Annotated in this window: 17 protein-coding genes; 10 read left to right on the top strand and 7 right to left on the bottom strand. The window is 71.9% G+C overall.

The genetic code is table 11. The features are described from left to right. Window positions 1–112: 112 nt before the first annotated feature. Window positions 113–2959: an AfsR/SARP family transcriptional regulator gene (locus Val02_RS14925; RefSeq protein ID WP_203899643.1), complete on the bottom strand. Its 2847-nt coding sequence runs from the start codon at window positions 2957–2959 to the stop codon at window positions 113–115. A 340-nt stretch (window positions 2960–3299) separates the two neighbouring features. Here Val02_RS14925 and Val02_RS14920 point away from each other — a divergent pair, with 340 nt between their 5' ends. From Val02_RS14920 to Val02_RS14910, 3 genes are read left to right on the top strand one after another with little or no spacing between them, the layout of a single operon-like run. Next, entirely contained in the window at window positions 3300–3833 is a 534-nt protein-coding gene (locus Val02_RS14920; RefSeq protein WP_203899642.1) for a MauE/DoxX family redox-associated membrane protein, read from the top strand. Window positions 3834–3842: 9 nt separating this feature from the next. Then, window positions 3843–4403 (top strand): TlpA family protein disulfide reductase, encoded by a 561-nt coding sequence (locus Val02_RS14915; protein WP_203899641.1) that lies wholly within the window; start codon window positions 3843–3845, stop codon window positions 4401–4403. Next, complete coding sequence (locus Val02_RS14910; RefSeq protein WP_239152928.1) at window positions 4393–6240, top strand: ABC transporter ATP-binding protein; 1848 nt, start codon at window positions 4393–4395, stop codon at window positions 6238–6240. The genes Val02_RS14915 and Val02_RS14910 overlap by 11 nt, the downstream gene beginning before the upstream one ends. Window positions 6241–6264: 24 nt before the next feature. Here the strand turns inward: Val02_RS14910 and Val02_RS14905 are convergent, their stop codons facing one another. The 3 genes from Val02_RS14905 to Val02_RS48195 all read right to left on the bottom strand — a co-directional run bounded on the left by Val02_RS14905 (window position 6265) and on the right by Val02_RS48195 (window position 7905). Next, window positions 6265–6618: a hypothetical protein gene (locus tag Val02_RS14905; protein ID WP_203899640.1), complete on the bottom strand. Its 354-nt coding sequence runs from the start codon at window positions 6616–6618 to the stop codon at window positions 6265–6267. A 93-nt stretch (window positions 6619–6711) separates the two neighbouring features. Next, entirely contained in the window at window positions 6712–7194 is a 483-nt protein-coding gene (locus Val02_RS14900) for a TetR/AcrR family transcriptional regulator (protein WP_203899639.1), read from the bottom strand. Window positions 7195–7269: 75 nt separating this feature from the next. After that, window positions 7270–7905, bottom strand: coding sequence for a TetR/AcrR family transcriptional regulator (locus tag Val02_RS48195; RefSeq protein ID WP_203899638.1), 636 nt, complete (start codon window positions 7903–7905; stop codon window positions 7270–7272). Between the two features lie 79 nt (window positions 7906–7984). Here Val02_RS48195 and Val02_RS14890 point away from each other — a divergent pair, with 79 nt between their 5' ends. From Val02_RS14890 to Val02_RS14860, 7 genes are all read left to right on the top strand, one after another. Continuing rightward, a complete protein-coding gene (locus tag Val02_RS14890; protein ID WP_203899637.1) occupies window positions 7985–8740 on the top strand; it encodes an MBL fold metallo-hydrolase in 756 nt (251 codons plus the stop codon). A 44-nt stretch (window positions 8741–8784) separates the two neighbouring features. Then, entirely contained in the window at window positions 8785–9192 is a 408-nt protein-coding gene (locus Val02_RS14885; RefSeq protein ID WP_203899636.1) for a putative quinol monooxygenase, read from the top strand. Between the two features lie 443 nt (window positions 9193–9635). After that, window positions 9636–9785, top strand: coding sequence for a hypothetical protein (locus tag Val02_RS14880; protein ID WP_203899635.1), 150 nt, complete (start codon window positions 9636–9638; stop codon window positions 9783–9785). 55 nt (window positions 9786–9840) lie between these two features. Continuing rightward, a complete protein-coding gene (locus Val02_RS14875; protein ID WP_239152925.1) occupies window positions 9841–11931 on the top strand; it encodes an MMPL family transporter in 2091 nt (696 codons plus the stop codon). A gap of 215 nt (window positions 11932–12146) precedes the next feature. Further along, entirely contained in the window at window positions 12147–14348 is a 2202-nt protein-coding gene (locus Val02_RS14870) for a SpoIIE family protein phosphatase (RefSeq protein WP_203899633.1), read from the top strand. Window positions 14349–14423: 75 nt separating this feature from the next. After that, entirely contained in the window at window positions 14424–14783 is a 360-nt protein-coding gene (locus Val02_RS14865) for an STAS domain-containing protein (protein ID WP_203899632.1), read from the top strand. After that, window positions 14776–15186: an ATP-binding protein gene (locus Val02_RS14860; protein ID WP_203899631.1), complete on the top strand. Its 411-nt coding sequence runs from the start codon at window positions 14776–14778 to the stop codon at window positions 15184–15186. Before Val02_RS14865 ends, Val02_RS14860 begins: the two co-directional genes overlap by 8 nt. Here the strand turns inward: Val02_RS14860 and Val02_RS14855 are convergent. The 3 genes from Val02_RS14855 to Val02_RS14845 are packed head-to-tail and all read right to left on the bottom strand — an operon-like array spanning window position 15161 to window position 18666. Next, complete coding sequence (locus Val02_RS14855) at window positions 15161–15805, bottom strand: inositol monophosphatase family protein (RefSeq protein ID WP_239152964.1); 645 nt, start codon at window positions 15803–15805, stop codon at window positions 15161–15163. The genes Val02_RS14860 and Val02_RS14855 overlap by 26 nt on opposite strands. Next, on the bottom strand, window positions 15802–16836 hold the full coding sequence (locus tag Val02_RS14850) for a medium chain dehydrogenase/reductase family protein (RefSeq protein WP_239152924.1): 1035 nt from the start codon (window positions 16834–16836) through the stop codon (window positions 15802–15804). The genes Val02_RS14855 and Val02_RS14850 overlap by 4 nt, the downstream gene beginning before the upstream one ends. Before the next feature lie 30 nt (window positions 16837–16866). Then, a complete protein-coding gene (locus tag Val02_RS14845; protein ID WP_203899629.1) occupies window positions 16867–18666 on the bottom strand; it encodes a multicopper oxidase family protein in 1800 nt (599 codons plus the stop codon). Window positions 18667–18707 lie beyond the last annotated feature (41 nt).

The raw sequence follows: 18707 nt of genomic DNA, 5'->3' as shown, positions 1-18707 counted from the left end.
TAGTGGAGCGGAACGTGCTCAGGACCGCCGTGTGTCACGGCAGGAAGCGCTCACGCGGCTCGGTTCGCTGGCTCCCCGCCGGTCCACAGGGCCGTCCGTCCCGTACGGCTGATCAAGTGGTGGTCGACCCGCACACGCCGGGAAGGAGCCGTTTGCGGACCGACTCGGCGTCCGGGTGGCGCATTTCCACGAGGATCTCCAGGGCGGCCTGCCATGCCGCGCGGGCCGCGTCGGCGTCGCCCCGGGCGTCGTGCGCGTCGCCCAGGTGAACCATCGTCACGGTCGCGTAGTACCGGTCGCCCTCCGCCCGGAAGAGAGCCAGCGACCGCTCCAGGCACTCGACGGCCCGTTCGAGGTCGCCGAGCCGGAAGTGGGCGTATCCGATGCTGTCCAGGGCGGCCGCCTGACCGTAGCGGTGGTCGATCGCCGTCAGCAGCACCATCGCGCGTTCCAATGTGGACAGTGCCTGCCGGTGCTCGCCGAGCAGGGTCAGGTACCAGCCCAACTGGTTGAGCGAGTTGGCCAGGCCGATCCGGTGGCCGGCGGCGCGGAACAGCGTGATGGCCCGCGCGGCGTGCCGCACCGCCGTCGCGTACCGGTCACGGCGTTCCTCCAGTTCGGCGAGATTGCGGTGCAGGTGCGCGGCGAGAACCCGGTCGCCGGCGTCCCGGCAGCGTTCCAGCCCGACGCGGAAGTGCCGCTCCGCCTCGTCGTACCGGCCGAGTTGGACGTATGCCCGGGCGAGCCCGCGCAGCGTGTGCGCCTGGCCGGCCGGGTCGGCGAGGCGTTCGGCGCAGGCGAGTGCGGCAGTGTGGGCGGCGGCCTGCTCCACCCACAGGCCGCGGCGGTCCAGGATGTTCACCAGGCACCAGGCCAGTCGCCAGGTGTGCGCCTCCGAGCCGGGCTCCGGCCGGATGACGGCGTTCAGCAGGGTCTGCTGCTCCGAGGTGAACCACGCGAGTGCGGCGGCGGATCCGGTGAATTCCTGCGGGGCCGTGCCGGGGCGTGCGGCGGGCAACGGGATCGGGTCGCGCTGCGGGTCGACCGCCACGGCCGCCGCGTGCGCCGTGTGCAGGTAGTGGTCGAGCAGGCGGCCGGCGGCGGCCCGTCGAGCGTCGGGCGGCTCGTGCTCCTCGACCAGTTCGCCGGCGTACGCACGCAGCAGGTCGTGCAGGCTCAGCCGGCCGGGTGCCGGTTCGTCGACGAGGCTGGCGCGGCGCAGTTCGCCGAGCGGAGCGTGCAACCGCCGGGGCGGCAGGCCGGCCAGGCTGGCCACGGCGGCCACCGACGCCTCTCCGGCGGGCAGCAGTCCGAGCAGCCGGAACAGCCTGGCCGCCGGTGCGCCGAGCCGTCGGTACGACCACGAGAACACCGTGCGCAGGTCGGTCGTCGGATCGCCGTCGCCGAGGACGTCCAGCCGGTCGTCGCCGACCAGTCCGGCGGCGACGGCCCCGAGCGGGAAGTGCGGCTGCCGGGCCGCACGAGCGGCGACGATGGTCAACGCGAGCGGCAGCCGGGCGCAGCGTTCCACGATCTGCGTGACGGCGTCCGGCTCGCCGGCGACGCGGGCCGGGCCGAGCCGTCGGGCGAGCAGGTCCCGCGCCTGCGCCGCGCTCAGCAGGTCCAGCGGCAGGGGATGGGCCCCGGCCGCGACGGCCAGGCCGGTGAGCTGATCGCGGCTGGTGACCACGGCCAGGCAGCCGGGTGCGCCGGGCAACAGCGGTCGGACCTGTTCGGCGCTGTGGGCGTCGTCGAGGAGGATCAGGATCCGCCGGTCGGCCAGCAGCGTCCGGTACAGCCCCACCCGCCCCGCGAGGTCCGCCGGTTGACCGGTCGGGGGAACGCCGAGCGAGCCCAGCAGGCCGCGCAGCGCCTCGGCGGGCGTGAGCGCGGACGAGTCCGGGCTGAACCCGCGCAGGTTGACGTGGAGCTGCCCGTCGGGAAAGCGGTGGCGCACCAGATGCGCCCAGTGCACCGCCAGCACGGTCTTGCCGACGCCGGCCGCTCCGGTGATCGTGGCGATGACGGCCGCGGTCCGGTCCGCGTTCTTGGCCGGCAGCAGGCCGTCGAGCTGGGCCAGCTCGTGCTCGCGACCCACGAACGCCGGTAGGTCCGGCGGCAACTCGGCGGGGGAGAGCCCACCCGGTCGCGGATCGGGGACCGGGTCCGCCGGCGACGGGTCGTTCGCCGGCGGGCCGACCACCGGTGCGGGGTCTCCGGCCAGGAGCCGGCGGTGCAGCCGTTGGAGCGCCGGGCCGGGCTCGACGCCCATCTCGTCGGCGAGGCGACGACGGATCGCACGGTAGGCGCCGAGGGCGTCGGCCCGCCGCCCGCACAGGTGCAGCGCCAGCATGAGCTGTCCGGCGACCCGTTCGTCCAGCGGGTGGGCGGCCGACAGCTCCGCCAGGCCGGCCACCAGGCCGGCCGGACGGTCGCCGCGCAGTGCCACGTCCACCCGGTCGAGCTCGGCGGCGAGCCGTTCGCCGTGCAGGCGTTCGCGCAGGTCGGCCAGCCAGGTGCAGTCGAGGCCGCCGAACACGTCGCCGGACCACAGCCGCATCGCGTCGTCGAACAGGCGCAGTGCGCGTCGATCGCCGCCCGGGCCGCGGTCGTTGGCCGCCGCGCGGGCCTGTGCGATCAGGCCGCGAAAGCGGTGCAGGTCTATCCGGGCCGGGTCGACCCGGAGGCGGTAGCCGTTCGTACAGCGTTCCAACGAAACAGTCTCGTCATCGGCGAGAACCGAACGCAGGCGGGACAGATAACTCCGCAGCGTCGGACGGGCGGTGGGCGGGGGATCCTCGGACCACAACCGGTCCACGAGTTGGTGCACCGGGATCACCCGGTTGCTGTCCACCAGCAGGATCGCCAGCAGGCTGCGCTGCCGTGCGCTGCCCAGATCGACCGGCCGGTCCGGCCGGTGCGCGCGTACCTCGCCGAGCAGCTGGAACTCCACGGCCATCGGCCCCTCCCCCGTGAGCCGAATCTATCAACCCGGGTGAATCGAGCGCTGTCATCAAATCTGCAATGCCGGTACATCGCCGGTGCAACGGCCTCGGTCCAGACTCCTACCATCGGTATCACCGACGGAGAGGGGCATCCCATGTGCTGGGTGCAAAGCACGGCGTGCGTCAGCTGCAACGCGGGCCATCACCTCAGGTATGTCGTGACACTCTGCTGTCCCGACGGCTGCGGCGCGGTCAACTACAGCTGCGGATCCTGTTGAGCGTGACGGGGAAGGGCGGTGCGGTCGGCGGGTTTCCGTCGGCGGCACCGTCCGCGCGTCGGACGGGAGACGGGTCGTGAACGAGTTCGCCGACGTGCTCGCGCTGACCGCCCGATGCGCGGTCGGGGCGGTGTTCCTCGCGGCCGCGGCGTCGAAGGTGATGCGGCGTTCGGCGTTCGAGGCGTACCGCTCGTCGGTGACGGCGCTCGCACCGGGTCCGCTGCGCGGGCTGCCGCGGCTGGCCGAGGCGCTGGTCGCCGCGGAGTTCGCGGTGGTGGGGGCGCTGGTCTGGACACCGGCCGCGGGATGGGGGCTCGGCGCGGCGGCGCTGTTGCTGACGGCGTTCGCCGCGGCGGTGGCGCGGGCGCGCGGGGCGGCCGTCGCGTGCAACTGCTTCGGCTACTCGCCGGTGCCGGCCGGCGTTCCCCAGATAGTGCGCAACGCCGTCCTCGCCTCGGTGGCGGTGGCCGGCCTGCTCGCGACGGCGGCACCGGCGGGTGTCGTCGAACCGGCCGGAACGGTCCTGGCGGTCGGCACCGGCCTGGGCCTCGCGGTCATCTGTGTCGCCTGGGACGACCTCGCCGCGCTCCTCGGCGCGGCGAAGCAGTGAGGAGGAGCCTTGTCGTACGAAACCACGGCCGTTCTGGTGCTCGCCGTCGCCACGCTGGCCAATCTGGTGTTCCTCGCGGCGTTGGCGCGTCGGGTGAACCGGCTCGCCGCCGAACCGCGCCCGAAGACCGCGCGGCCCGCCGAGACGTTCGCCCAGCACCTGCTGCCGATCGGCACCGAGGTGCCGGCGTTCACCGCCACCGCTGTCGACGGCTCGACCGTCAGCCGGGACGGGCTGACCGGTGACACGCTCGTGGCGTTCCTGGCGCCGGGCTGCTCGCCCTGCGAGGAACTGCTGCCGCCGCTGGCGGAGCGGGTGGCGAGCCATCCCGGCGGGGCGGAACGGGTGCTTCTGGTGATCCTCGGCGGCGACAGCGGATACGGCGAACGGTTCACCGGCAATGCGCGGATCATCCTCGACAACGGGAACGGGCCGATCGGGACCGCCTTCAAGGTGCGTGCCTACCCGGCCGTGTATCTCATCGACGCCACCGGACGGGTGCTCGCGGCCGGCGGCGGCGCCGACGCGCTGACGTCCGTCCCGACCGGGGTGCCTGCCGGTGCCCGCTGAACAGAGCACCGCCCCGCCGCCCGGCATCGTGCGCCGGGCGGCCTGGGCGGTCACCCGGCTCACCTGGGCCGCCACGGGTGCGCTGCTGCCGTTGTACTTCGCCGTCATGGCGGTCGACGCCATGCTGCCGGTCGCCGCGGCCTGGTTCACCAAACACGTGATCGACGCTCTCGTCGGCGGTGGGCCGGTGCTCGTTCCTGCCGCGTCGTTGGCGGTGGTGGGAGTCCTCGCCGCCGTGCTGCCCGCGCCGACGCTGTTGCTCGGCAACGTTCTCGGACGTCGTGCGGCCCTGCTGGCCACCCTGCGGCTCTTCGCCGCCACGGAACGGCTGGGCGGGCTCGCCCGGTTCGAGGATCCCTTGTTCGCCGACCGGCTGCGGCTGGCCCAACAGGCGCCCGGCAGTTGCGGCATGCTCGCGTCGTCGGCGTTCGGCCTGGGACGCAGCGGTCTCACGCTGATCGGGTTCGTCGGGTCGCTGCTGGCGATCAGCCCGGTCCTGACGGTGGCGCTGCTGCTGGCGGGGCTGCCGGTGTTCCTCGCCCAGTTGCGGCTGTCCCGCCGCCGGGCCGCCCTGCACCTGCGCCTCGGCCCGACCGAACGCCGCGAGATGTTCTACGCCAACCTGCTGACGACCGTGCAGGCGGCCAAGGAGGTGCGGCTCTTCGGCATCGGCGGATTCCTGCGCGGCCGCCTGGAGTCGCAGCGCCGCACCGCCGACGCCGAGAAGACCGCGCTCGACCGGCGGGAGGCCGCGATCGAGGGCGGGCTCAGCGCGCTCGGTGCGCTCGTCGCCGCGGCGGCGCTCGGGTGGGCCGTCGCGGCGGCGCGTTCCGGCCGGCTCGGCGCCGGCGACGTGACGGTTCTGCTGGCGGCCGTCGCCGCCGTCCAGACGGCGCTGTACTCGCTGATCGGTTCGTTGGCCTCCGCGCACCAGTCGCTGTTGCTGTTCGACCACTACCTTGCCGTGGAACGGGTCGAGCCCGACCTGCCCGTCGTCGAACCGGCCCGGCCGCTGCCGGTGCTCGCCCGCGGCATCCGGCTGCGCGACGTGTGGTTCCGTTACGGCGACGGCCATCCGTGGATCCTGCGCGGCGTGGACCTGTTCCTCCCGCACGGCAGTTCGACCGCTCTCGTCGGTGCGAACGGGGCCGGCAAGAGCACGCTCGTCAAGCTGCTGTGCCGGTTCTACGACCCGACCCGCGGCACGATCGAGTGGGACGGCGTCGACATCCGGGACGTGCCGGTCGCCGAGTTGCGCGCGCGGATGAGCGGCGTCTTCCAGGACTACATGACCTACGACCTGACCGCCGCCGAGAACGTGGCGGTCGGCGACATCGACTCCTGTGCCGACCGCGAACGGATCCGTCGGGCCGCCCGCACAGCCGGTGTCGACGCGACCCTCGCCGGCCTGCCCGACGGCTACGACACCCTGCTGAGCCGGATCTTCCTGCCCGTCGGCCCGCGTGCCGGCGCGACGATGAGCGGGGTGCTGCTCTCCGGCGGCCAATGGCAGCGGGTCGCGCTGGCGCGGGCGTTCATGCGCCGCAGCCCGGAGTTGGTGATCCTCGACGAACCCAGCTCGGGCCTCGACGTCGACGCCGAACACGAGGTGCACGAGGCCATGCGGCAGCATCGCGCGGGCCGTTCGACGCTGCTCATCTCGCATCGCCTCAACGCCGTCCGGGACGCGGACGTCATCGTGGTGCTGCACGACGGCGTGGTGGCGGAACGGGGAACGCACGACGAACTGCTCGACGCCGAGGGCCGCTACGCGCGCCTGTTCCGCCGTCAGGCGGCCGGCTACCGGGACGATCAGGTCCCGATGTCGGCGGGTTAGCGGGTTCGGCATCTCGGCGCGGTGTCATCGCGTGATCGCCCGTTCGATCAGGGCGACGGTGGCGTGCGGGTCGGCGACCTCGACGACCAGCCGGGCGTAGCGTTCGTCGGCGAGTTCGATGACGACGGCCCGGGCGCCGTCGCGGACGTCCCAGAACACGCGTTCGCCGTCCTGGTGGAACGTGCCTGCCGTGATCACGCCGGGCAGATGGGTGCCGGGTGCCCGCAAACCCTTGGGCTCCTTGGCCATTCCCGGGTCGGCGGTGGCGCCGCGGACGTTGCCGAGCGGGATGGCCAGCCGGCTCTTCAGCGACCAGAGCTTGTCCAGGCCCTCGATCTCCACGATGAGGTCGCCGTTGTCGATGCTGACGCGAGCCATGACGAGTGGTCCTTTCTGCGGCCCGCGAACACCGGTCGGCGGGCATGGCGGTTACGGGCACCGTCGACGCCCGGGGTTGTCGACGCGCTCGGTTCAGTCGACGGAATCGTCGTCCGACGGCGCGAACACCGCGCGGGCGCGCAGCCGTTCGCCCAGAATCTCGCTCAGGGTGATCCGTCCGCGGTCGGCGGACGCCCGGTCGAGGGCCCGCTGAAGCAGTTGCAGCGTCTCGGCCACCACCGACGCGACCTCGGCGTCGGCCGGGGCCCGCTCGACGGCGGCCAGGAGCAGCAGGTCGAGGTCGTTCCGACCGACCAGGTCGGCGATGCATCGCTCGGTGTCCGCGCCCGTCGCGAGGCGATCGGCGAGCGGGACCAGAACGTGTCGCGAGTACCAGCGCAGCGCGACCAGGTACAGCCCTCGTTTGCTGCCGAAGGTCTTGTACAGGCTGTTGCGATGGACTCCCAACTGCTGCACGAGGTCGTCGACCCCGACCCCGTCGTAGGCACGAGCGGCGAACAGTGCCGCGGCCGCGGCGGTCACGGCCTCCTCGTCGAACCCCCGCGGTCGTCCCATGCCGAAGACGCTAGCCGTTTTAGGAACGATCAGTCAAGAACGATCGTTCCTAAATGCGGTGCGCGCCCGGCCGGCTCACTGAGACGGCAGTAGCGGGTACGGGGCGGCCAGGAAATGGGCGATCATGCCGTCGAGCATGTCGTCCGCGGGCGGCCAGGGGAAGGCCGGGCGGTCGGCTCTGAGCACGATGATGCCGTGCAGCCAGGCCCACAGGCTGGCGGTGGCGGTGTGCGGGTTGGTGTCATGGCGGCCGGCGGCAGCCAGGGCCGCGTCCACGGCCGTGACTGTCAGGGCGAAGATCGGCATGCCGGGGAACTGGGCGGGGTCCAGGGCGTCGTGGGCGCGGCCGCGGACCGCGGTCATCGCCCGATAGCGTCCCGGGTATTGCTGGGCGTAGTCGTAATAGGCCCGGCAGAGGGCGCGCAGGGCGGCGATGGGGTCGGAAGCGTCGGCGGTGGCGGCAAGGAGGGCCTCGCGCTGCAGCTGGAACTCGAGTGCGTACACCTCCTGTAGCAGCTCTTCTATGTTCGCGAACTGCAGGTAGAAGCTCTGCGGCGCGGTTCCGGCGGCGCGGGTGACGGCGCGGATGCTGACTTCGGATTCATGTTCGGCCGTTGTCAGCAGCCGCCGAGCCGCCTCGATCAACTCCGACCGCAGTTTTGTTCCCTCGCCGCGCCGGTTCCGGGCCCGTGTCAACCGCTGCTCGCTCACTTGACTAACCATACACCCGTCTTTATATTCAGGAAGACAGTCGTCCACTTACGCCTGTCTAGTGATGTTAGGTAGGGTCATGACAGAGTCGCTCGTTGTCACCCGGGTCGCCCACAGCTGCCATCTGATCCAGATCGGCGGCCAGACGGTTCTGACCGACCCCTGGTTTTCGGAGAAGGCCTTCTACCACCCGGGTGAGCCGGTCGCTTTTCAGCCGGAAACCCTGCCGCACCTGGATGCGGTGTTGATCAGCCATGAGCACTACGACCACTGCGACCTCGAAGCATTCCGCCGCTACCGCGACAGGCACGTGCCCCTGCTGGTCGCCGGGCCGGTCCTCGAGAAGGCTCGCAAGGCCGGATTCAGCAACGTCCGCGCGCTCGAGCCCTGGCAGTCGGCCCGGATCGGAGACCTGACCGTCAGCGCCGCCCCTGGCCTGCACGGGGTCTACGAGGTCACGTTCGTCATCAGCGGTGGCGGGCGCAACGTCTACTTCGCCGGGGACACGCTGCTCGTCCCGGAGCTGCGGACCCTGCCCGAGCGCTACGGGCCGCTGGACGTGGCGCTGCTCCCCGTCAACGGCCTGCGCATCCGGATGGCAGGCAACAAGCAGGTCGTCATGAACGCCGAGGAGGCCGCAGAGCTGACCCACGCCCTACGCCCGGGGCTGGTGGTGCCGCAGCACTACGCCTTCACCGGCGGCCCCATCGCCGACAGGCTCTTCCTCAAGTCCGACAAGGGTCCCGCCCGCTTCGTCGAGGCAGCCCGCCGGCTGATCCCCGACGTCCCCGTCAAGGTCATCAGCCCCGGAGAGCCGCTGACCGTCACCCCCTGAGTCCAGCCTGAAACGCAGACCTGACCACGAACGGACACCCGACCATGAACGGACACCTGACCATGAACGGAGACCTGACCATGCCGGTCGACGACAGCGACGTCCGCGAAGCCCTCAACCAGCTCAGCCTCCCTGTCGACCCCGACGATTCCCGCCCTCGGCCGATGATCGCGATCCTCGACGCCAGGCCGGGCATGACCAGCCAGCTCCGCGAGAAAGTCGTCGAGCTGGTCCGGCAGGTCCGGCGTGAGCCCGGTTGCCTCGAATTCACCGCCTACCAGGCCCGCGACACACGCGAGCGGTTCTACCTCTACGAGGTCTACGCCAGTACCGCCGCGTTCGTCGAGCACCTCCGGACTCAGCACGTGCACGACTTCGTCACGGCCGCTTCCGACCTCTGCACCGCACAGTCCGAGGGCGTCGTACAACTCGACGAAATCGCCATCGACTAGAGCACTCAACGGGAAGCTTTACCTTGCCAGGCGTTAGGCCTTTGCGGCGCTGGCTCCGCGCCGCGACCGTGCAACGAGCGTCTGGTGCGTTTCGCGGTTCGCGATGGGGCCGCTCTGCGCGCGCACGGTGCCGGACGGCGTTCCGGCAAGCCGCGTTCCACCCCGGTCCCGCCGCTGACTGTTGGCGGCCGCACGTACGTGGTGGCGGGACCGCCGGACTCCGATCGGGCCCGCAGCGTCCGGGCCGCGGGCAGCGGCCGGCTCTCCCCGGGACGTCGCCGCGAGACCGTGGCGCTCACCGAGGTCACTGACCGGGCGCCGAAAGAACAGGTCATGCGCGCCTACCCGCGGGAGGTTCCGAAAGGAGCCGTCTCCTACAGGGGCGGCGACGGGCCAATGCGTGAAGCACTCAGTCCAGACACCGCCACCGAGAGGACAGACCCATGTCAACGACACCGGATTCGGCCGCACTGCGCCTCGGCCCAGGGAACCCCGTCGCTCATCACGTGACGAACGTCGTCATCAGCAGCGAGCCCGACGGCACGGCCGACGAGAAGCGCCTGGGCCTGCCGGCCATGTCCAACAGGTCATGAGCGGGGGCCCTCGATGAAATCGTTCGCAAATTTCGTGCTCCGACACCGCTGGTGGGTGATTGGCTTCTGGGCGGTGACCCTGATGGCCGGCGGGATCAGCGCCGGCCAGGTCGCCGATCGGCTCACCGGCGACACCGCGCTGCCCGGCCAGGAGGGTTCGGAGACCGAGCAGCGGATCGCCCGGTCGTACGGCGTCGCCGCCGACGTCAGCGTCATCCCGGTGTTGACCGCTCCGGAGGGCGCCACCATCGACCGTGCGGCGGTGACCGCGGTGGCCGATCAGATCCGGCGGGTTCCCGGGTCGCTGGTCCTCGATTACGGCGGCACCGGCGACCGGGCGTTTCTCACCGGCGACGGGCGCAGTACGTTCCTGCTCGTCTACGGCGGGTCCGGGCCGGACGACCCGGTCGCGCAGGCAGTGGCCGGTGGCGCCGGCCGGAGCGCGGCGGACCAGGTCGGTTACCGGCTCCAGCTCACCGGCGACAGCTTGCTCAGCGAGGGCAACGCGGCGGCCGCCGAGGAACCCAGCGTGCTGAGCGAGACACTGATCGGTGCCGCCGGCGCCCTGGTCGTGCTGTTGTTCGTCTTCGCGTCGTTCCTGGCGCTGGTGCCGCTGCTGATCGCGGCTGTGGCGATCCTGTCGACGTTCCTGGTGGTGCTGGTCCTGACCACGTTCGCGGACGTTTCGTTCATGGTGCAGTTCCTGGTAGCGCTGATCGGCCTGGGCGTGGCGATCGACTACTCGTTGCTCGTGGTGACCCGATGGCGTGAGGAACGGTCCCGGGGGGCTGCCAATTCGGAGGCCGTGGTCATCGCGGTCGGCACGGCGGGGCGTGCGGTGTTCGCCTCCGGTGTGACCGTGGCGATCAGCCTGGCCGCGCTGGTCGTGCTCCCGGTGCCGGCGGTGCGCAGCATGGGCTACGGCGGAATGCTGATCCCGCTGGTCAGCACTCTGGTCGTGCTGACCCTGCTACCCGCCGTGCTGAGTCTGGCCGGACCGCGGGTGGACTGGCCGCGGATCCGTACCGAGACGCGTGCCTCCCGTGGCTGGTCGGCCTGGGCCCGGGCCGTGATTCGGCACCGCTGGGTGGCGGCCACGGTGGCTCTCGCCGCTCTCACCGTCGCGGTGGTCCCGGTGTTCGGGATGCAGATCGGCCAGCCCGGCGCCGACTCGCTGGCCACCAAGGGCGCGGCGCACGAGGCGCTGACCGCATTGCGCGACGGGGGAGTGGGCTCAGGGGTGCTGACCCCGATGGTGGTGCTGGTGCGGCCGGGCGGCGACCCGAAGTCCATCGTGGATGCCGCGGAGCAGGTTCCGGGTGTACGCGCCGCGGTCGCCGCCCCGGCCGCCCCGGACGGCCACACCGAGGTGGTCGTCCTGCCCGAGCGGGAGACGAAGAACAACACCAGCATCGCGGTCGTCACCGCCGTGCGCGACGCGACGAAGAGTCTGCCCGGTTATGTCGGTGTGGCCGGCGTCGGTGCGATTGTCCTGGACTGGCAGAACGCGGTGTACGACAACTTCTGGTACGTGCTCGTGGTGATCGCGCTGGTCACGTTCGTGCTGCTGGTCCGTAGCTTCCGGTCGATCCTGCTGCCGCTCAAGGCGGTGTTGCTCAACCTGTTCAGCGTGGCAGCGGTATTCGGTCTGACCACGTGGTTCTGGCAGGACGGCAACGGGTCGGAGGCGCTGTTCGGCGTGCCGGCGACCGGAGCGATGACGTTCTGGGTGCCGGTCGTCATCTTCGCGTTCCTGTTCGGGCTGTCGATGGACTACGAGGTGTTCATCTTGCACCGGATGCGTGAGGAGTACGACCGCACGGGCTCCACCTCGGTCGCGGTGAAAGAAGGTCTCGGCCGTACCGGCCGGCTGGTCACCTCCGCCGCGCTGATCCTGTTCTTCGCGTTCGCGGCGTTGGCATCCACGCCGCAGACCGACGTCAAGGTGCTGGCCACTGCGCTGGGTGCCGGCATCCTGCTCGACGCCACGATCGTGCGGGCCCTGCTCGTTCCGGCCCTGGTGTCGCTGTTCGGCCGATGGAACTGGTGGCTGCCGGCCCCGGTAGCGCGTCTGCTGCGGGTGGAGCCGTCGCCCGTCCGGGTGGTCGGTGTGACCAAGGGGCGGGAGCCGGTCGGGGTCGGGTGACCGGCTCGGCGCCGGACGATGTGGCCATGAACGTTTGAGGTGTTGGGGTCAGGCTGCCGCCCGGCGCGGTGTCTGGCCCCAGCGGCGTTGTCATTCGTCCGTTGGGTTGGTCGGCCGGGCGGAACGTCGCGGTACGCTCGCGTCCTCGTTACCGTGCGCCGCCCGGTCGCGTCGACCTGGCGAGCAACGCTGCCACCTATGGGGTGTGCCGTTCGATGTCCCTGTCAGAGCCTGCGAATGGCGGCCTCCGCTCGGATTCGCCGTCGGGGAGCGAACGCCCGCGACCGCTGTGGCTGATCCTCGCGCTGGTCGTGGTTACCTACGGCACCGGGGCGTCACTGGCCTTCCTGGGGTTCGGGGCCCAGTCGATCGTGGTGCTGTTCCTGCCGGCCGGGGTGACGCTGTCGGCGCTGCTGCTCAGCCCCCGCCGCCGATGGCCGTGGATCCTTCTCGCGGCCGCGGCGACGGAGGTGGCGGTCGATCTGTCCCACGGCCTGTCGCCGCGGTGGGTCTGGGGATTCGCGCTGGCCAACACGGCGGAGCCACTGGTGGGTGCGCTGCTGCTGCGCCGCTACGTGCCCGCGAAGGTGAACCTGCTGCGTCGCCGGGACCTGCTGGCGTTCCTCGTCTGCTGCGTCGGTGCCGGCCCGGTCGTCGGCGGCCTGATCGGCGCGACGACGCTCGCATTGAGCGCCGGCCTGCCGGTGCCCCGGTCGTTCCTGTCGTTCTGGGCCGGCGACGCGGCCGGTGTGTTGACCGTCGGCGGCTGTGTGCTCGCCTGGCGGCACGGCGCCGGCAGGCCCGTCGTGGCCAGGGCCGCACTGGCCGCGGGACTGGCCGCCGCGGCGACGGTGATCGGGTTCTGGCCACCGCAGGTGCCGCTGTTCTACCTGCCGATTCCGGTGCTGTTCTGGCTGGCGTTCAGTCAGCCGCTGACCGTCGCGCTCACCGCCGGGGCGGCGACCACGGTGACCGCCAACCTGATGACCAGCGCCGGCCACGGCCCGTGGGCGGCGCTGAACACCTCGGATCAGGTCATCACGCTGACGCTGCAGGTCTTCCTGACCACCACCATCCTCGGTGCGTGGGCGCTCGCGGTGGGAGTGGCCGAGCGCGACCGCGCCCGGTGGGACACCTCGGTGGAACGGGCGGCGCGGCTGCGTCTCAACGCCCTGCAGATCCTCACCGCCGACCTGGCGCAGGCCGCCACCTCGACATCGATAGCGGAGGCGATCGTTCGGGAGGGGGTAGGGCTGCTCGCCGACTACAGCAGCGCCTCCGTCGTCTCACCGGCTGAGGACGAACTCGCCGTGTGGACCGCCGCCGGCCGGCGGGACGACCTCGCCGAGCGGAACCGGCGGATCCCGCTGGACGCGGCGACCCCGCACACCGACGCCGTCCGCACCGGCCGGGCGGTGGTGCACCAGACACCCGCCGACCTCGCGGCGGCCTACCCGCGACTCGCCGACGGCTACCGGACGCTCGGCGTCGGCAGCATCGTGTGCGTACCGATCCGCACCGCCGACGGCGCACCGCTGGGCGCGTTGGCCTTCGGCTTCCAGCGCGAACACGGTGTCGACTCCGACGTGATCACGTTCGCCGAAACGCTGGCGAACCTCAGCGCGCAGGCCCTGCGCCGCGCGCAGATCTACGAACGCGAACTCGACGCCGCCCACCAGTTGCAACAGGCGCTGCTGCCGGCACTCAGCGGTGGCCTGGTCGGTATCCGCGTCAGCGCGGACTACCGGCCGGCCGACGTGGCCCACCAGGTCGGCGGCGACTGGTACGACGTCTTCCCGGTACCCGGCGGAAGGATCGGGTTCGCCGTCGGGGACGTCGTCGGCCACAGCCTGGCGGCCGCCGCCGCGATGGCCCGCCTGCAGTCGGCACTGCGGGTCATCGCCCAAACCGCGCCGGACCCGGCCCGCGTGCTCGACGAGTTCGACCGGGCCAGCGTGCTCATCGCCGACTCGCGAATGGCGACCGTCGGGTTCGCCGACTACGACCCCGCCACCGGGCTGTTGCGCTACGCCTGCGCCGGACACCTCCCGCCGCTGCTGGTCACCGAGGGCGGCGCGGAGTACCTGTGGGAGGGCCGCTCCCTGCCGATCGGCCTCGGTCAACGGCAACGGCAGCAGGGCGAACGACTCATGCCCCACGGCGCGGCGCTGGTCTGGTACACCGACGGCCTGGTGGAGCGTCACGGCCAACCGGTCACCGAGGTCATGCGACGGCTCGCCGACGCCGCGGGCCGTTGCGGCGAACGCGAACCCGAAGGGCTGTGCCGGCATCTGCTGCGGCACGGGGCCGGCGCCCAGGTGCTCGGCGACGACACCGTCATCCTGTGCATCCAGTTCACCGGTGCCCCGTACCCGACCGTGGCGACCGCCGCCGGTGACCTACCCGCCGGCGATTGACAGCGGTTTCGCCCTTCGAGGAAGCTGACGGAGACGACGTGACAGTTCGACTCCCGATCCCGGAAGACCTCTGCGATGTCCGACCTTGAGGTGAAAACCGTCGTGGAGGCGGACAGGGCTGTCGTGACCCTCGACGGGACCTGCGACCTGCGCAGTCATGACGTGCTCGCGGCGGCCCTGCGCTCCGCGCTCGACGTGGCGACGGTGGTGGTCGTGGACCTGGCGCGGGTCCATTTCCTCGACTCCAGCAATCTGCGCGCCCTCGTCTCGGCGCACCTGGCCGCGCGCCAGGACGCCAAGAACGTGCACGTGATCAACGCCGCCGGATCGGTCGCGGCGATGCTGGAGATCACCGGCGTGATCGCACTTCTCGCGCCACCGGCAGAGCGGTCGCAGGTGGGCATCCCGAGAGCGGCCGAGAACCCCGATGGCTGACGCGGATGCCCCGCCCCCCGACGCTGCAGTGATCGCGTTCGACGATACGGAGCACCTGCCGACGGTGCGGACGTTCGTACGCGCACAGGCCAGCGCCCTGCTGTTGGCCCCCGAACGGGTCGAACTGCTCACGCTCGCCGTGAACGAACTGGTCACCAACACCCTTCAACACACCACCGGCGGCGGGACCGTGCGCATCTGGGCCGATGACGGTGAACTCTTCTGCGACGTCGCCGACAGCGGACCGCTGCCCACGTTCGGCCGGGCGATGCCGGCGCCCGAGGCCCAACGCGGCCGCGGACTTCCGATCGTGGAACGGCTCTGCGACGGAGTGACCGGCATCGCCGGGCCCGGGTCCGCCACGGTTCGGCTGCGGTTCACGATCCGGCCCGGGAACCGTTGACCGGTCGGCGCAAGGCCTGCGCGGTCAGCGCGAGAAGTTCGTCGTGGAAACGGCCCGTGCTCAACAGGGCGGTGCGGGGGCCGGACAGCAGGGGCGCGCCGCGCAGATCGGTTGCTCGGGCGCCGGCCTCGGCGAAAATCACGGGGAGCGGGGCAAGGTCTTCGTAGCCCATCTCGTCGCCGGCTATCAGGATCGCGTCGGTGTGGCCGCTCAGGAGGGCGGCGACCCCGAACACGTAGCCACCGGCGTGGGTCGCCCGGTGCAGGGCCACGACAAGCTCGGTGGGCCAGAAGTCGAAGTTGACCATCTCCACCCGGGCCTGGCCGAGGTCGGGGGTGTCGCGGAGCGCGGGCGCAACCTCGACGTCGCCCGTGCGGATGCGGCAACCCAGACCCCGGCCGGCGTAGACCATCTGGCGGGCGGCCGGGCGGTGGCAGACACCGATCGCGGGGCCGTGCTCGTCCTCGTACGCGAGATTCAGGCCGAAGATCGGTATCCGGTGCGCGAAGTACGCGGTGCCGTCGATCGGGTCGACGATCCAGCGGCGCCCGCTGGTGCCCGCCGCGCCCCCGGTCTCCTCGCCGTGGAAGCCGTCGTCCGGGAACCGGTCGGGGTTCAGTCCCGGACCAGGACGATCTTGCCGGCGACCGTGCGCGACTCGGCCAGCGCGAGCGCCTCGGCGGCCCGGCTGAGCGGCATCGTCGCGGCGATCTGCGGCGTGATCACCCCGTCGGCGAGCAGCGTGAACACCTCGGTCAGGTCCTCGCGCAGCCGGGCCCGGAACTCGTCCTTGCGGCGCAGCCCCGCCCAGAAGTTGTAGAAGCGGGCGCTGCGGCCGTTCGGCGCGCCGTTCCACATCCAGAGCCGGGCGAAGAGCTTCACGTACGTCGCCTGCGGCGAACCCCGGCCGTCCTTGTCCGCCGCGGTTCCGTACGAGATCAGGGTTCCGCGCTTGTTCAGCAGGTGCCAGGAGCGCTTCAGCCCGTCGCCGCCGACGTGATCGAAGACCGCGTCCGCGCCGTCTGGTGCGAGTTCGGCGATCCGTCGGTACATCTGCGGGTCGTGGTGGTCGACGGGAATCGCACCGAGCTTCCGCACCACCTCGTGGTGCCGGGACGAGGCGGTGCCGATGACGGTGATTCCGTGGTGGCGGGCCAACTGCACGAGCGTCGAACCGACGCCGCCGTTGGCGCCGAGCACCACGATCGTCTGCCCGGCCCGGACCCGGGCCAGCCGGAACAGCATCTGCCACGCCGTGATGCCGTTGACCACGACCGTCTCGGCCGCGGCCGGGTCGATCCCGTCGGGAACCGGGATCAGGTCCGCCGCGTCGACCAGCATCCGGCTGGCCCACGCGCCCACCTTGGTCACGATCGCGAACCGCCGTCCGACCAGGCCGCCGGAGATGTCGGGCCCGACCGCGGCGACCGTACCGACCGCGTCGTAGCCCGGGACGAACGGGAACGCCGGCTGGCCGTAGTACCTGCCGAGGCGCATCTGCTGTTCCGCATACGAGACGCCGGTGGCTTCGACGTCCAGCAGCACCTGGCCCGGCCCGGGCGGCGGCAGTTCCCGCTTGCGCACGAGCAGCGCGGCGGGGTCCACGACGCCGGGCAGCACGATCTCGGTCGCGAGGTTGTTGTCGGACACGCTGACTCCTTCAGACATGTGTGCGGCCGCTCATTCGGGCAGGTGGTCGTCGTCGGTGAACGGCGAGCTGACGCCGGTGTAGGCGAGGTGCAGGACCATGCCGTTCGCGCCGTGCTGGAAGTTGTGGCAGTGGTCCGTCCAGATGCCGGGGTTGTCCGCGACGAACTCGATCTCGTAGACCTCGCCGGTGCCGACGTTGAGCGTGTCCGTCCACCACGGGCTGCCGGTGGCCGGTGTGCCGTTGCGGGAGAGCACGCGCACGCGGTGACCGTGCAGGTGGAACGGGTGGTTGACGGTGCTGCGGCTGGCGATGCGCACCCGGACCCGATCCCCGTGCGCCACCTCCAGGTTCGGCACGGCCGGATACAGGCGGCCGTTGATCAGGCTGCTGACGAAGCCGAGCCGGCCCTGACTGAACCCGAAGCCGTCGTCCAGGCGCAGGTCGAACGTTCGCTGATAGCGGCCGGCCGCCGGGCGCGCGCCGGAGCCGTAGGTCAGCGGGTCGAACTCGTCCCCGCCGGTGGCCGAGACCGGTCCGGCGGCGCCGTCCGGACTGAACGTGAGCGAGGCGTCGGGCTCCGCGACCAGCGCGGCGGTCACCGGCCCGGCCGGCATCGTGAACGTCACGTCGTAGCGGCCGCCCGCGGCGAGCAGCAGTTCCGTTCCGGGCCTGAGCGGCGTCGCGCCCTCGACCGCGTTCCCGTCGATCGCCGCCACCCGGAACGGCGCGCCGGAAAGCCGGACCGACTGCGGCTCCTCGGAACTGTTGACCATCCGCAGCCGCACGTCGCCACCGGCCGGGGCGGCCTGGCGCGCGGGCCGGTCGGAGCGGTCGAGGGCCGTGCCGGAGGCCCAGGCGTGCGTGAAGACCGTGCGGTCCAGCCCGCCGGCCGGGGCGGCCGGGTCCTCGACGATCAGCGCCCCGAAGAGGCCCTTCCGCACGTTGCTGAGACCGTCGCGATGGGTGTGGTACCAGAACGTGCCGGCCCGGTCGGGGACGAACCGGTAGACGTGTCGGCCACCCGGCGGGACGGCCTGCTGCGTCACCCCGGGCACGCCGTCCTCGGCGTTCGGCACGTCGACGCCGTGCCAGTGCACGGTGACGCCCTCGCTGACGTCGGTGTTGACCAGCGTCACCTCCAGCAGCTGGCCCTTGCGCACCCGGATCTCGGGGCCCGGGGCGGTGCCGTTGAACGTGATCCCGTCGACGGTGGCGCCGGAGTCGAGGCGCACCTGCGTCCTCGCGGCGGTCAGCGTCAGCCGCACGTCCGGCGCCTGTTCGCGGGGACCGGTGAGCTGGGCGACGCTCACCTGTCCGCCGGTGTGCCGGTGGGTCGGCCCGGCCTGCGCGGCCAGCGCGAGCGTCGTTCCCGGGACAAGGAGAAAGGCCGCGGTCAGCCAGGGCAGGCGGGACAACCGGGACCCCGACGCGCGCCGGCGCACGACCGCGACGGACAGCGCGGCGATCGCCGCGAGGGCCAGCACCGAACCGGCGAACACCCACACCGTGTGCTGCGGCGCGAACGGCGCGAGCACCCACCAGACCGACAGCATTCCACCGGCCGCGCTGACGTGCGCGGCGGTGCGGCCCGGCTTCCACACCGCGAAGGCGGCCGGCAGGAACGCCAGCGGCACCTGCACGTTCAGCCGCGAATCGGCCAGCAGCAGGCCTCCGGTCAGCAACAGCAGGAGGGCGAGCACCAGGCGGCCCGCGGCCAGGCCGGCCGGCACGAGCAGCCATCGACGGGTGGCCTTCACCCCGGCGATCGGCGCCGCGATCAGCGTCAGCAGGGCGAGGGTCAGGTCGGCGTAGATCAGAATCGCTTGCACCGCACCACGGTCGGGCAGGCCGCGGCCGGCCGCCTCGGCAA

Origin of the sequence: Virgisporangium aliadipatigenens, from assembly GCF_016863615.1 — a bacterium.
Lineage (GTDB): Bacteria > Actinomycetota > Actinomycetes > Mycobacteriales > Micromonosporaceae > Virgisporangium > Virgisporangium aliadipatigenens.
This window is presented reverse-complemented; position numbering and strand designations above follow the sequence as displayed.